A 12,757-nucleotide genomic window follows, 5' to 3' on the forward strand; every position below is an offset into this window, starting at 1 on the left:
TTATCCAAGCCATGACGCAAGCCGCACTCCATCCCATGCTGAACGTCGCCATCAAGGCGGCCCGTGCAGCCGGTTCCATCATCAACCGCGCGTCGCTGGATCTCGACATCCTGAAGATCAACACCAAGTCGCCCAACGACTTCGTGACCGAGGTGGACCAGGCGGCAGAGAACGCCATCATCGAAACCCTGCTGCAAGCCTATCCCGACCACGGCATCCTGGCCGAGGAATCGGGCCGCAGCCACGGCAACAAGCATTCCGACTATGTCTGGATCATCGATCCGCTGGACGGCACCACCAATTTCATCCACGGCTTCCCGGTCTATTGCGTGTCGATCGCGCTGGCCTTCCGCGGCAAGATCGAGCAGGCCGTCGTCTACGACCCGACCCGCAACGACCTGTTCTACGCCACCAAGGGCCGCGGCGCCTTCCTGAACGACAAGCGCCTGCGCGTCTCCAAGCGCACCCGCATGAGCGACGCGCTGATCGGCACCGGTTTCCCCTTCCGCCGCGGTGACAACTTCAAGCGCTACGTCAAGATGTTCGAGGAGGTGATGCAGCAATGCGCCGGCCTGCGCCGCCCTGGCGCCGCCGCACTCGACCTCTGCTATGTGGCCGCCGGTTACTACGACGCCTTCTTCGAGACCGGCCTGAACCCCTGGGACGTGGCCGCGGGCTCGCTGATCATCACCGAGGCCGGCGGCCTGATCGGCAACTTCACCGGCGAAGCCGACTTCCTGAACCAGCGCGAGGTGGTCGCCGGCAGCCCGAAGATCTACGGTCAGCTGGTGCAGATCCTGAGCCCCTACACCCGCGTGATCAAGGCCGAGGACGAGACGGCGGCGCCCGCCGCCGAGGCCGGCGGCAAGCCCACGGCCGCCGATGCCGTCGCCGCTGCCGCGGCCGCCCCCGCGAAGAAGCGCGGCCCGGTGCGCATCAAGAAGGCAGACGTCGAGGGCGACAGCGCCGCCTGACGCTAAACTCCCTTTCCAGCCTCAGCAAAGCCCTCGCCCGAGGGCTTTGTTCATTTTGACCCCGCCCATGACCTCAGCAGCCCCTTCAGCAGCCGACTCCCAGGATTTCAGCGCCCACACCCCGGTGATGCAGCAGTACTTCCGGCTGAAGACCCAGCACCCGGACGTGCTGGTGTTCTTCCGGATGGGGGACTTCTACGAGGTGTTCTACGACGATGCCCGCAAGTGCAACGCGCTGCTGGACATCACGCTGACCACGCGCGGCCAGAGCGGCGGCGAGCCGGTGGTGATGGCGGGCGTGCCGGCGCATGCGCTGGAGAGCTACCTGGCCAAGCTGATCAAGCTGGGCGAGTCGGTGGCGATCGCCGAGCAGGTGGGCGACGTCGCCACCGCCAAGGGCCCGGTCGAGCGCAAGGTGGTGCGCGTGGTCACGCCCGGCACGGTCACCGACACCGAGCTGCTGGCCGACAAGCAGGATTCGGTGCTGCTGGCCGTGGTGCAACAGGGCAGGAGCAGCCTGGGCCTGGCCTGGCTGTCGCTGACCAAGGGCGAGCTGGGCCTGGCCGAATGCAAGGACACCGAGCTGCCTTCCTACCTGGCACGCATGAGCCCGGCCGAGGTGCTGGTGGACCGCGAGCGCCAGCCGGCTGCGGTGCTGGCGGCGCGGCTGCCGATCACCAACCGCCCCGGCTGGCAGTTCGACACCACGCTGGGCGTGCGCAAGCTCTGCGAGCAGCTGGGTGTGGCCAGCCTGCAGGGCTTCAATGCCGACCGGCTGGAGGCCGCCCAGGCCGCCGCGGCCGCGCTGCTGGCCTATGCCGAACATACCCAGGGCCGGGCGCTGGCCCATGTGAAGAGCCTGCAGGTGCTGCGCGGCGGCGAGCTGCTGGACCTGCCGCCGGCCACCCAGCGCAATCTGGAGCTGATCCAGACCCTGCGCGGCGAGAGCTCGCCGACCCTGCTGTCGCTGCTGGACAGCTGCCGCACCGGCATGGGCAGCCGCGCGCTGCGCCACTGGCTGCTGCACCCGCGGCGCGAGCGCGCCGAGGCGCTGGCGCGCCATGACGCACTGGCGGCGCTGATCGCGGCCGGCTACGAGCCGCTGCGCGAGGCGCTGCGCCATGTGTCGGACGTCGAGCGCATCGCCGCGCGCATCGCGCTGCGTCAGGTGCGCCCGCGCGAGCTGACCGGCCTGCGCGCCACCCTGCAGACCCTGCCCGAGCTGCGCGAGACCCTGCCCGGCGGCTCGGCGCTGATCGAGCAGCTGGCCGCCGGCCTGGCCGCCTCACCCCATGTGCGCGAGCTGCTGGAGCGCGCGATCGCCGACGAGCCGGCCGTGCTGCTGCGCGACGGCGGCGTGATCGCCACCGGCTTCGACGCCGAGCTGGACGAGCTGCGCGGCATCGCACAGAACTGCGACGCCTTCCTCCTGGACCTGGAGGCGCGCGAGCGCGCCCGCACCGGCATCGCGAACCTGCGCGTGCAGTTCAACAAGGTGCATGGCTTCTATATCGAGGTGACGCAGGGCCAGGTCGACAAGGTGCCGATGGACTACCAGCGCCGCCAGACCCTGAAGAACGCCGAGCGCTACATCACGCCGGAGCTGAAGACCTTCGAGGACAAGGCCCTGTCGGCCCAGGAGCGCTCGCTGGCGCGCGAGAAGCTGCTCTACGAGATGGTGATCGACCATCTGGTGGAGGAGCTGCAGCCGCTGACCACCCTGGGCCGCGCGCTGGCCAGCCTGGACGCGCTGGCCGCGCTGGCCGAACGCGCCGCAACCCTGAACTGGAGCCGGCCCGACTTCGTGGCCCAGCCCTGCATCGACATCCAGGCCGGCCGCCATCCGGTGGTCGAGATGCGCCTGCGCGAGACCGGCGGTGGCGAGTTCATGGCCAACGACTGCCGGCTCGATGCGCGCACCAAGCTGCTGGTGATCACCGGCCCGAACATGGGCGGCAAGAGCACCTTCATGCGCCAGGTGGCGCTGATCAGCCTGCTGGCCGCCATCGGCTCCTATGTGCCGGCCGCCAGCTGCCGGCTCGGGCCGATGGACGCAATCCACACCCGCATCGGCGCGGCCGACGACCTGGCCAATGCGCAGTCGACCTTCATGCTGGAGATGACCGAGGCCGCCGCCATCCTGCATGGCGCGACCGACCAGTCCCTGGTGCTGATGGACGAGATCGGCCGCGGCACCTCGACCTTCGACGGCCTGGCCCTGGCCGGCGCAATCGCCAGCCATCTGCACGACAAAAACCGCGCGTTCACCCTGTTCGCGACCCATTACTTCGAGCTGACCGAGTTCCCGGCCAAGCACCAGCAGGCGCAGAACCACCATGTCTCGGCGGTGGAGAGCGGCGAGGACATCGTGTTCCTGCACGAGATCCAGCCCGGCCCGGCCAGCCGCAGCTATGGCGTGCAGGTGGCGCGCCTGGCCGGCATGCCCGGCTCGCTGGTGCGTCAGGCACGTGCGACCCTGGAGGCGCTGGAGGCCAAGGCCAGCGAGGGCGAGGCGCAGATCGACCTGTTCGCGCCGCCGCCCGAGCCGGTCGCGCTGGCCTCCGCCGATTTCGCCCATCCGGCGCTGGACGCGCTGGCCGAGCTGGACCCGGACTCGATGAGCCCGCGCGAGGCGCTGGAGGCGCTGTACCAGCTGAAGAAGCTCGGCCGCTCCTCATGATGAACAGCCGCGGCACGCTGGTCTTCTCGCATGCCAACGGCTTCGGCGCGGGCTGCTACCGCGTGCTGTTCGAAGCCTGGCGCGCGGCCGGCTGGGACGTGCATGCCCTGCCCCGCTTCGGCCACGACCCGGCCTACCCGGTCACCAGCAACTGGCCGCATCTGCGCGACCAGCTGATCCATTTCATCGAGCGCGAGGTCCAGGCCAAGATGCCGGCGGCCGCGCCGGTGATGCTGGTCGGCCATTCGCTGGGCGGCATGCTGAGCCTGATGGTCGCGAGCCGTCGGCTGGACCTGGCCGCGGGCCTGCTGATGCTGGACTCGCCGGTGGTCAGCGGCTGGCGCGCGCACAGCGTGCGGGTGGCCAAGGCCACGCGGCTGATGCCCCGGATCTCGCCCGGCAAGATCTCGCGCCAGCGCCGCCATGAATGGCCAACACGCGAGGCGGTGCAGGCGCATTTCGCGGCCAAGCACAAGTTCGCCCGCTGGGATCCGCGCGTGCTGGCCGACTATGTGGCCAGCGGCTTCGAGGAGCGCGACGACGGCAAGACCCATCTGGGCTTCGCGCGCGAGATCGAGACCCGCATCTACGACACCCTGCCGCACCACCTGGACGCGGTGCTGCGCCGCCGCCCGCTGCGCTGCCCGGTCGGCTTCATCGCCGGCACCCAGTCCGAGGAGCTTCGAAGCGCGGGCGCCGCGGCCTCGAAGGCGCTGGCGCGCGAGCATTTCCACTGGATGGAGGGCTCGCACCTCTATCCCTTCGAGCGCCCGGACGACACCGCGGCCCTGGTGCTGGAACTGCTGCAAGCACTGCGGCCCGACCCGGTCGGGACGACCTCGCTATAATCACTTTTTACCACCACAGCGTTCTTGAACGAGGGCGCTGCAAGACAATGACCAAGTACGTCTTCGTCACCGGCGGTGTGGTGTCCTCCCTCGGCAAGGGCATTGCATCGGCCTCGCTGGCCGCCATCCTCGAATCGCGTGGCCTCAAGGTCACCCTCATCAAGCTGGATCCGTACATCAACGTCGATCCAGGCACGATGTCCCCCTTTCAGCATGGCGAGGTCTTCGTCACCGACGACGGCGCAGAGACCGATCTGGACCTGGGCCACTACGAGCGCTTCATCACCACGCGGATGAAGAAGAGCAACAACTTCACCACCGGCCAGATCTACATGTCGGTGCTGGAGAAGGAGCGTCGCGGCGACTATCTCGGCAAGACCGTGCAGGTGATCCCGCACATCACCAACGAGATGCAGGACTTCATCCGCCGCGGTGCCGGCCATGGCACGCCCGATGCCGTGGACGTGGCCATCGTCGAGATCGGCGGCACGGTGGGTGACATCGAGTCCCTGCCCTTCCTGGAAGCCGCGCGCCAGATGAGCCTGAAGGCCGGCCCCCACAATGTGGCCTTCGTGCATCTGACCTATGTGCCCTGGATCGCTGCCGCCGGCGAGCTGAAGACCAAGCCGACCCAGCACACCGTGCAGAAGCTGCGCGAGATCGGCATCCAGCCGGACGCGCTGCTGTGCCGCGCCGACCGCCGCATCCCGGACGACGAACGCGAGAAGATCTCGCTGTTCACCAACGTGCCCGAGTACGGCGTGATCTCGATGTGGGACGTGAACACCATCTACAAGGTGCCCCGCGTGCTGCACGAGCAGGGCCTGGACCAGCTGATCTGCACCAAGCTGCAGCTCAACACCAAGTCCACCGACCTGAAGCGCTGGGACACCCTGGTGCACGAGGTCGAGAACCCGGCCAAGGAAGTGACGATCGCGATGTGCGGCAAGTACACCGATCTGTCCGATTCCTACAAGTCTCTCAACGAGGCGCTGCGCCACGCCGGCATCCACAACCATGCCCGCGTCAACATCGAGTATGTCGACTCCGAGCTGCTGAACGAGGGCAACATCGATCAGCTGGCCCAGTTCGATGCGATCCTGGTGCCCGGCGGCTTCGGCAAGCGCGGCGTCGAGGGCAAGATCCTGGCGGCCAAGTACGCTCGCGAGCACAAGGTGCCTTATCTGGGCATCTGCCTGGGCATGCAGGTCGCGACCATCGAGTACGCCCGCCATATGGCCGGCCTGGCCGGCGCCAATTCGACCGAGTTCGAGCCCGAGACACCGAACCCGGTGATCGCCTTGATCGACGAATGGCAGGACGCCGACGGCACCATCCAGAGACGCGACGAAAAGAGCGATCTGGGCGGCACGATGCGTCTGGGCGCGCAGAGCTCGGACGTCAAGCCCGGCACCCTGGCCCATGACATCTACGGCCCGGTGGTCACCGAGCGCCATCGCCACCGCTACGAGGCCAACGAGCATTATCTGGACCGTTTGCAAGAGGCCGGTCTGGTGATCTCGGCCATCACCCAGCGCGAGAAGCTGACCGAGATGGTCGAGCTGCCGCGCTCTGTCCATCCCTGGTATGTCGGCGTGCAGTTCCACCCGGAATTCAAGTCCACGCCCTGGGACGGCCACCCGCTGTTCACCGCCTTCATCAAGGCGGCGCTGGAACACAAACAGGCCTGAAGGAGCCCCTGCCATGAAGCTGTGCGATTTTGAGGTCGGCATCGACCGCCCCTTCTTCCTGATCGCTGGCACCTGCTCGATCGAGGGCCTGGAGATGAGCATGGAAGTGGCAGGCCGGCTCAAGGAGGCCTGCTCGGCCCTGGGCATCCCGCTGATCTACAAGGGCTCCTTCGACAAGGCCAACCGCTCGTCGGGCAGCACCAAGCGCGGCGTCGGCATGGACGCCGGCCTCAAGATCCTCGACGAGGTGCGTCGCCAGCTGGGCCTGCCCATCCTGACCGATGTGCATGACGAAGCCCAGGTGGCCGATGTGGCCGCCGTGGTCGACGTGCTGCAGACCCCGGCCTTCCTGTGCCGCCAGACCGATTTCATCCGCGCGGTGGCCAAGTCGGGCAAGCCGGTGAACATCAAGAAGGGCCAGTTCCTCGCGCCCTGGGACATGAAGAACGTCATCGACAAGGCGCGCGACGCGGCCCGCGAAGCCGGCCTGTCGGAGGACCGCTTCCTGGCCTGCGAGCGTGGCGTGAGCTTCGGCTACAACAACCTCGTGGCCGATATGAGCAGCCTGGCAGAGATGCGCAAATCCGGCGCGCCGGTGGTGTTCGACGTGACCCACTCGGTGCAGAAGCCCGGTGGTCAGGGCACCAGCAGCGGTGGCGCCCGCGAGATGGTGCCGGTGCTGGCACGCGCCGGCGTGGGCGCCGGCGTGGCCGGCCTGTTCATGGAAACCCATCCGCGCCCGGCAGAGGCCTGGTCCGATGGACCCAACGCCGTGCCGCTGCAGCATATGCGGACCTTGCTGGAGCAGCTGGTCGCGCTGGACCGCGTGGTCAAGACCCAGCCGCTGCTCGAGAACGATTTTTCCTGCTGAGCTTAAGCCCCGCCCAATCACAACTCCTGACCCCCAGCACGCATGAGCGCCTTCATCATTGCCGACGTCACCATCACCGATCCCGAGCAGATGGCCAAGTACCGCGAATGGAGCACCAAGGCCATGCAGGAGCATGGGGCCGAGGTCCAGGTGCGCGGCGGCGCGATCGAGGTGCTGGAAGGCGACTGGACGCCCAGCCGCCTGGTCCTGCTGAAGTTCGCCGACCACGCGACCGCCCGCGCCTTCTACGATTCCCAGACCTATCAGCATGCCAAGACCCTGCGCGCCAACGCCGGCGTGATGCGCATGCTGATCGTCGACGGCGTTTGAGCGCGGCGCCCGCCGCCGCCGCCCCGCACGATTGTTCTGCGCGCGTAACCGTTTGCTGGCACCATGCGCGCCGAACGTAACTGAGTTACCAACTTCCTACCGGAGACCTTCTCAATGAGCGCCATTGTTGACATCGTTGGACGCGAGATTTTGGACAGCCGCGGCAACCCCACCGTCGAATGCGACGTGCTGCTGGAGTCCGGCGTGATGGGCCGCGCGGCCGTGCCCAGCGGCGCCTCGACCGGCTCGCGCGAAGCGATCGAGCTGCGCGATGGCGACAAGGGCCGCTACCTGGGCAAGGGCGTGCTTAAGGCCGTCGAGCACATCAACACCGAGATCAGCGAAGCCGTGCTGGGCCTGGACGCCTCCGAGCAGGCCTTCCTGGACAAGACCCTGATTGACCTGGACGGCACCGAGAACAAGAGCCGCCTGGGCGCCAACGCGATGCTGGCCGTCTCGATGGCCGTGGCGCGCGCCGCCGCCGAGGAATCCGGCCTGCCGCTGTACCGCTACTTTGGCGGCATGGGCGGCAACCAGCTGCCGGTGCCGATGATGAACGTCATCAACGGCGGCGCCCACGCCAACAACTCGATCGACCTGCAAGAGCTGATGATCATCCCCGTGGGCGCGCCGTCGTTCCGCGAGGCGCTGCGCTGGGGCGCGGAGGTCTTCCACGCGCTGAAGAAGATCATCGACGCCAAGGGCATGTCCACCGCCGTCGGCGACGAGGGCGGCTTCGCCCCCAACGTCGAGAACCATGAGGCCGCGATCCAGATGATCCTGGAAGCGATCGACAAGGCCGGCTACACCGCCGGCGAGCAGATCGCCCTGGGCCTGGACTGCGCCGCCAGCGAGTTCTACAAGGACGGCCAGTACGTGCTGGAAGGCGAAGGCGGCATCAAGCTGAGCGCCGAGCAGTGGACCGACATGCTGGCCACCTGGGTCGACAAGTACCCGATCATCTCGATCGAGGACGGCATGGCCGAGGGCGATTGGGCCGGCTGGAAGCACATCACCGAGAAGCTGGGCGACAAGGTGCAGCTGGTCGGCGACGACCTGTTCGTCACCAACACCAAGATCCTGCAGGAAGGCATCGACAAGGGCATCGCCAACTCGATCCTGATCAAGATCAACCAGATCGGCACGCTGACCGAGACCTTCGCCGCCATCGAGATGGCCAAGCGCGCCGGCTACACCGCCGTGATCTCACACCGCTCGGGCGAGACCGAGGATTCGACCATCTCCGACATCGCCGTGGGCCTGAACGCCGGCCAGATCAAGACCGGCTCGCTGTCGCGCTCGGACCGCATGGCCAAGTACAACCAGCTGCTGCGCATCGAGGAAGACCTGGGCGATGTGGCCGTGTATCCCGGCCGCGCTGCCTTCTACAACCTTCGTTGACGATCCCGCCCCGCCCCGCGCGCATGCGGGGCGGCGGATCGTGAAGCCGCGTTGACTCGCGGCTACACTTGCGCGCGTGAAACTCCTCGGCCTGATCCTCGCCGCCTTCCTGCTCGCCATCCAGGCCCAGCTCTGGCTCGGCAAGGGCGGCATCGCGCGCGTGGCCGAACTGAAGTCCGAACTGGCCACCCAGCGCGACGCCAACGACAAGGCCCGCCAGCGCAATGCGCAGCTCGACGCCGAACTGCGCGACCTGAAGGAGGGCCTGGAGATGGTCGAGGAAAAGGCCCGCTCCGAACTGGGCATGGTCAAGCCCGACGAGATCTACGTCCAAGTGCGCCGCTGAGGCCACCGACCGCATTGCGATGGACGACCTGCTGCAGCTGCTGCATCCCCTGTTCACGCCGGCCTTCGAGCTGCTGGGCAGCCCGATCACCTGGACCGAGATCCTGGCCTTCGCGCTGGCGGTCTGGATGGTGATCTGCAATATGCGCGTGCATGTGCTGGCCTGGCCGCTGGCGCTGGCCAGTTCCCTGCTCTACTTTCTGCTGTTCTGGGACGGCAAGCTCTACGGCGAGGCCTCGCTGCAGCTGGTATTCGCCTCGCTGGCCCTGTGGGGCTGGTGGCAATGGCTGCGCGGCCGCGACGCCAGCGGCCAGAAGCTGCGCGTGCGCCTGATGAGCCCGCGCGCGCGCTGGCTGGCCCTGGTCGCGGTGCTGGCCGCCTGGCCGCTGCTGGGCCTGCTGCTGGACCGCCAGACCGATTCGCCCCTGCCCTACTGGGACGCCTTCCCCACCGTCGCCAGCCTGCTGGGCCAATACCTGCTGGGCCGCAAATACCAGGAGAACTGGGGCGTCTGGGTGGTCGTCAACGCGGTCAGCGTCGCGCTGTTCGCCTTCAAGGGCTACTGGCTCACCGTCGTGCTCTACGCGGTGTTCATCCCGATGTCGGTGGCCGGCTGGCGCGCCTGGCAGCGCCAGCTGCTGCTGCCGGCGCGCGCCTGATGACGATCAAGATCGCGCTGATCGGAGCCGAAAGCACCGGCAAGAGCCGGCTGGCGCTGGAGCTGGCCGAGCGCCTGCGGCAGGACACCGGCCTGCGCTGCGCGGTGGTGCCCGAGCACCTGCGCAGCTGGTGCGAGACCCGCGGCCGCACGCCGCGCGCCGACGAGCAGGCCGCGATCGCCGCCGAGCAGGCGCGCCAGATCGAGGAGGCCGCGGCGCAGGGCCATGAGCTCGTGATCTGCGACACCACGCCGCTGATGACCGCCATCTACAGCCAGCTGCTGTTCCGGGACCCGAGCCTGCTCCCCGCCGCGCTGGACTTCCAGCGCCGCTGCGAGCTGACCCTGCTGACCGCGCTGGACCTGCCCTGGGTGGCCGACGGCCTGCAGCGCGACGGCCCGCAGGTGCAGCAGCCGGTAGACGCCGCGCTGCGCAGCGCGCTGCTGGGCGCGGGCCTCGGCTGGAGCGGCGTCGGCGGCCGCGAGGGTGCGCGGCTGGAATCGGCGCTCAACGCGGTGACGCCCCTACTGCTGCGGCGCGGGCGCGGCCAGCGCAGCGGTGGCCTGTTCACCCGGCTGCAGGCGCGTCAGGAGGCGCTGCCCGAGCAGGCTTGGTTCTGCCAGGACTGCGATGTGCCGGAATGCGAGCATGCGTCGCTGCGGCTGCGAACGCAGCGCGACGCTTGAGACCTTCGCCATGTCGGCCCGCCCCGCGCTGAGCCTTCGCCGCGCCGACCACGCCGATCTCCCCGGCCTCATCGCCTGCGATGTCTATGCGCAGGCTCAAGAAGCCCGCCGGCAGGAGCTACAACACTGGGTCGAACAGCAATCCTGCTTCATCGCCCTGGCCGGCAACGAGTCGGCCGGCTTCGTCGTGCTGCAACAGCGCGCCTTTTTCGGCCACGGATTCATCCCGCTGGTCTGCGTGGCAGAGGGCCATCAGCGCCAGGGCATCGGCCGCTTCCTGCTGGCACAAGCCGAGCGGCTGTGCATCGGCCCCAAGCTCTTCACCAGCACCAACACCTCCAACATTCGCGCCCAGGGCCTGTTCTCCCGTGCCGGCTTTGTCACCAGCGGCCGGATCGAGAACCTCGATGAGGCCGATCCGGAGCTCGTCTATTTCAAGGCCATCGACCCGGCGGGCTGAGCCGCCCCCCGGTAGTTTCATCCCTTGGGCTGCAAACGTTTGCCCGCTATAGTCGCCGGCCATCCGCCGTCTGCATATTTCGGAGCACCACGATGCCGCTGTCGAAGATCCCGAGGCCGTCCGTTTCCACCCTCGCCCTGGCCACCGCCGCCCTTGTGCTGGCCGGCTGCGCGAGCCAGCAGCCGCCGCAAGCTCCGGCGCCGACCGGCCCGGTCGCGGTCAAGGTGCTGGCGATCAACGATTTCCATGGCAATCTGAAGCCCGCGGCCGGCGGCATCCGGCTCAAGGGCGAGGACCCAAAGGATCCGAACAAGCTCGTGACGGTCGCGGCCGGCGGCGCCGAGCATCTGCATACCGCGGTGGCCGAGCTGCGCCGCGCCAATCCGAACCATATCTTCGTCGCGGCCGGCGACCTGATCGGCGGCAGCCCGCTGCTGTCGGCGCTGTTCCATGACGAACCCACGGTCGAATCGCTGGGCCTGATGGGGCTGGATGTGGCCGCGGTCGGCAACCACGAGTTCGACGGCGGCATCGCCGAGCTGCTGCGCAAGCAGTACGGCGGCTGCCATCCCAAGGAGGGCTGCAAGGGCCCGGCACCGTTCAAGGGCGCGAAGTTCCAGTACCTGGCCGCCAGCACCTGGGATCTGAAGACCGGCAAGACCGTGCTGCCGCCCTACTACATCAAGAGCTTCAACGGCATCCCGATGGCCTTCATCGGCCTGACCCTGAAGGGCACGCCGGAGATCGTGACCCCGGCCGGCGTCGCGGGCCTGCGCTTCGACGACGAGGCCGAGACCGTCAACAAGCTGGTGCCCGAGCTGAAGGCCAAGGGCATCGAGGCGATCGCGCTGCTGATCCACGAGGGCGGCCTGCCGACCGGCGGCCCGAACGAATGCCCCGGCATCTCCGGCCCGATCGTCGACATCGTCAAGAAGCTGGACAAGGCGGTGGACTTCGTCGTCAGCGGCCACACGCACCGGGCCTACACCTGCCAGATCGACGGCCGCCTGGTCACCAGCGGCGACAAGTACGGCACCCTGATCACCGAGATCGACCTGCAGCTCGACCCCAAGACCCGCGACGTGATCTCGAGCCGCGCCAACAATGTGGTGGTGCGCACCGAGCGCTACGCCAAGGACCCGGCCCAGACCGCGCTGATCAAGGCCTACGAGGACCTGGCCGCGCCGCTGGCGAACCGCGTCATCGGTGCCATCGCCGCGACGGTCTCGCGCGAACCCGATGCGGCCGGCGCCACCGCGATGGGCCAGCTGGTGGCCGACGCGCAGCTGGCCGCCAGCAGCGCGCCGGACAAAGGCGGCGCGGTGATCGCGCTGATGAACATCGGCGGCGTGCGCGAGGCGCTGACCCGCCGCGCCAACGGCCAGGTCACCTATGGCGATGTGTTCACGGTCCAGCCCTTCTCGAACAACCTGGTCACCCTGAGCCTGAGCGGCGACCAGATCCGCCGCCTGCTGGAGCAGCAATGGCGCGACGCCGAGCATGCCCGAGGCCAGATGCTGCAGGTCTCGCGGGGCTTCGCCTACACCTGGGACGCCAAGGCGCCGCTGGGTGCGCGGGTCGTGCCGGGCAGCCTCAGCCTGAACGGCCAGCCGCTGGACATGGCCGCCAGCTACCGCGTGACGGTCAACAGCTTCGTCGCCAGCGGCGGCGATGGCTTCCGCGTCCTCACCGAGGGCAAGAACGCGCTGACCGGCCTGATGGATGTCGACGCGCTGGAGCTCTACATTGCCGCCAACCCCAATCTGGGCCCGGCGCCGCTGGACCGGGTCAAGCGGGTGAACTGAAGAGCCG

Annotated in this window: 12 protein-coding genes; all 12 read left to right on the plus strand. The window is 68.3% G+C overall.

The genetic code is table 11. The features are described 5' to 3' along the window. Nucleotides 1-11: 11 nt before the first annotated feature. The 12 genes from G8A07_RS16245 (at nucleotide 12) to G8A07_RS16300 (ending at nucleotide 12,750) form a co-directional block, all read left to right on the plus strand. Nucleotides 12-974 carry an inositol monophosphatase family protein gene (locus tag G8A07_RS16245; protein WP_195793074.1) on the plus strand — a complete coding sequence of 321 codons (963 nt, stop codon included), beginning with the start codon at nucleotides 12-14 and terminating at the stop codon, nucleotides 972-974. Nucleotides 975-1,041: 67 nt separating this feature from the next. Further along, a complete protein-coding gene (mutS, locus tag G8A07_RS16250; RefSeq protein ID WP_195793075.1) occupies nucleotides 1,042-3,654 on the plus strand; it encodes a DNA mismatch repair protein MutS in 2,613 nt (870 codons plus the stop codon). Further along, nucleotides 3,651-4,502: an alpha/beta fold hydrolase gene (locus G8A07_RS16255; protein ID WP_249937019.1), complete on the plus strand. Its 852-nt coding sequence runs from the start codon at nucleotides 3,651-3,653 to the stop codon at nucleotides 4,500-4,502. The genes mutS and G8A07_RS16255 overlap by 4 nt, the downstream gene beginning before the upstream one ends. 47 nt (nucleotides 4,503-4,549) lie before the next feature. Next, nucleotides 4,550-6,193: a CTP synthase gene (locus G8A07_RS16260; protein ID WP_195793076.1), complete on the plus strand. Its 1,644-nt coding sequence runs from the start codon at nucleotides 4,550-4,552 to the stop codon at nucleotides 6,191-6,193. Nucleotides 6,194-6,206: 13 nt separating this feature from the next. After that, complete coding sequence (kdsA, locus tag G8A07_RS16265; RefSeq protein ID WP_195793077.1) at nucleotides 6,207-7,064, plus strand: 3-deoxy-8-phosphooctulonate synthase; 858 nt, start codon at nucleotides 6,207-6,209, stop codon at nucleotides 7,062-7,064. Between the two features lie 42 nt (nucleotides 7,065-7,106). After that, nucleotides 7,107-7,394 (plus strand): DUF1330 domain-containing protein, encoded by a 288-nt coding sequence (locus G8A07_RS16270; protein WP_195793078.1) that lies wholly within the window; start codon nucleotides 7,107-7,109, stop codon nucleotides 7,392-7,394. A gap of 114 nt (nucleotides 7,395-7,508) precedes the next feature. Then, nucleotides 7,509-8,795: a phosphopyruvate hydratase gene (eno, locus tag G8A07_RS16275; protein ID WP_195793079.1), complete on the plus strand. Its 1,287-nt coding sequence runs from the start codon at nucleotides 7,509-7,511 to the stop codon at nucleotides 8,793-8,795. A gap of 76 nt (nucleotides 8,796-8,871) precedes the next feature. Further along, a complete protein-coding gene (gene ftsB / locus G8A07_RS16280) occupies nucleotides 8,872-9,141 on the plus strand; it encodes a cell division protein FtsB (RefSeq protein ID WP_195793080.1) in 270 nt (89 codons plus the stop codon). A 19-nt stretch (nucleotides 9,142-9,160) separates the two neighbouring features. Beyond that, nucleotides 9,161-9,799, plus strand: coding sequence for a nicotinamide riboside transporter PnuC (gene pnuC / locus G8A07_RS16285; RefSeq protein ID WP_195793081.1), 639 nt, complete (start codon nucleotides 9,161-9,163; stop codon nucleotides 9,797-9,799). Beyond that, nucleotides 9,799-10,485, plus strand: coding sequence for an AAA family ATPase (locus G8A07_RS16290; RefSeq protein ID WP_195793082.1), 687 nt, complete (start codon nucleotides 9,799-9,801; stop codon nucleotides 10,483-10,485). The genes pnuC and G8A07_RS16290 overlap by 1 nt, the downstream gene beginning before the upstream one ends. A gap of 10 nt (nucleotides 10,486-10,495) precedes the next feature. Further along, nucleotides 10,496-10,945, plus strand: a complete 450-nt coding sequence (locus G8A07_RS16295; protein WP_195793083.1) for an N-acetyltransferase — start codon at nucleotides 10,496-10,498, stop codon at nucleotides 10,943-10,945. Nucleotides 10,946-11,037: 92 nt separating this feature from the next. Then, nucleotides 11,038-12,750: a bifunctional UDP-sugar hydrolase/5'-nucleotidase gene (locus G8A07_RS16300; RefSeq protein ID WP_195793084.1), complete on the plus strand. Its 1,713-nt coding sequence runs from the start codon at nucleotides 11,038-11,040 to the stop codon at nucleotides 12,748-12,750. Nucleotides 12,751-12,757: the final 7 nt, after the last annotated feature.

The sequence above is a fragment of the Roseateles sp. DAIF2 genome (genome assembly GCF_015624425.1).
Lineage (GTDB): Bacteria > Pseudomonadota > Gammaproteobacteria > Burkholderiales > Burkholderiaceae_C > Kinneretia.

Excerpts from the sequence above, each read along its gene's own strand:
- G8A07_RS16245 (WP_195793074.1), top strand. The coding sequence starts at position 12 with ATGACGCAAGCCGCACTCCATCCCATGCTGAACGTCGCCATCAAGGCG.
- mutS (WP_195793075.1), top strand. The coding sequence starts at position 1,042 with ATGACCTCAGCAGCCCCTTCAGCAGCCGACTCCCAGGATTTCAGCGCC.
- G8A07_RS16255 (WP_249937019.1), top strand. The coding sequence starts at position 3,651 with ATGATGAACAGCCGCGGCACGCTGGTCTTCTCGCATGCCAACGGCTTC.
- G8A07_RS16260 (WP_195793076.1), top strand. The coding sequence starts at position 4,550 with ATGACCAAGTACGTCTTCGTCACCGGCGGTGTGGTGTCCTCCCTCGGC.
- kdsA (WP_195793077.1), top strand. The coding sequence starts at position 6,207 with ATGAAGCTGTGCGATTTTGAGGTCGGCATCGACCGCCCCTTCTTCCTG.
- G8A07_RS16270 (WP_195793078.1), top strand. The coding sequence starts at position 7,107 with ATGAGCGCCTTCATCATTGCCGACGTCACCATCACCGATCCCGAGCAG.
- eno (WP_195793079.1), top strand. The coding sequence starts at position 7,509 with ATGAGCGCCATTGTTGACATCGTTGGACGCGAGATTTTGGACAGCCGC.
- pnuC (WP_195793081.1), top strand. The coding sequence starts at position 9,161 with ATGGACGACCTGCTGCAGCTGCTGCATCCCCTGTTCACGCCGGCCTTC.
- G8A07_RS16290 (WP_195793082.1), top strand. The coding sequence starts at position 9,799 with ATGACGATCAAGATCGCGCTGATCGGAGCCGAAAGCACCGGCAAGAGC.
- G8A07_RS16295 (WP_195793083.1), top strand. The coding sequence starts at position 10,496 with ATGTCGGCCCGCCCCGCGCTGAGCCTTCGCCGCGCCGACCACGCCGAT.
- G8A07_RS16300 (WP_195793084.1), top strand. The coding sequence starts at position 11,038 with ATGCCGCTGTCGAAGATCCCGAGGCCGTCCGTTTCCACCCTCGCCCTG.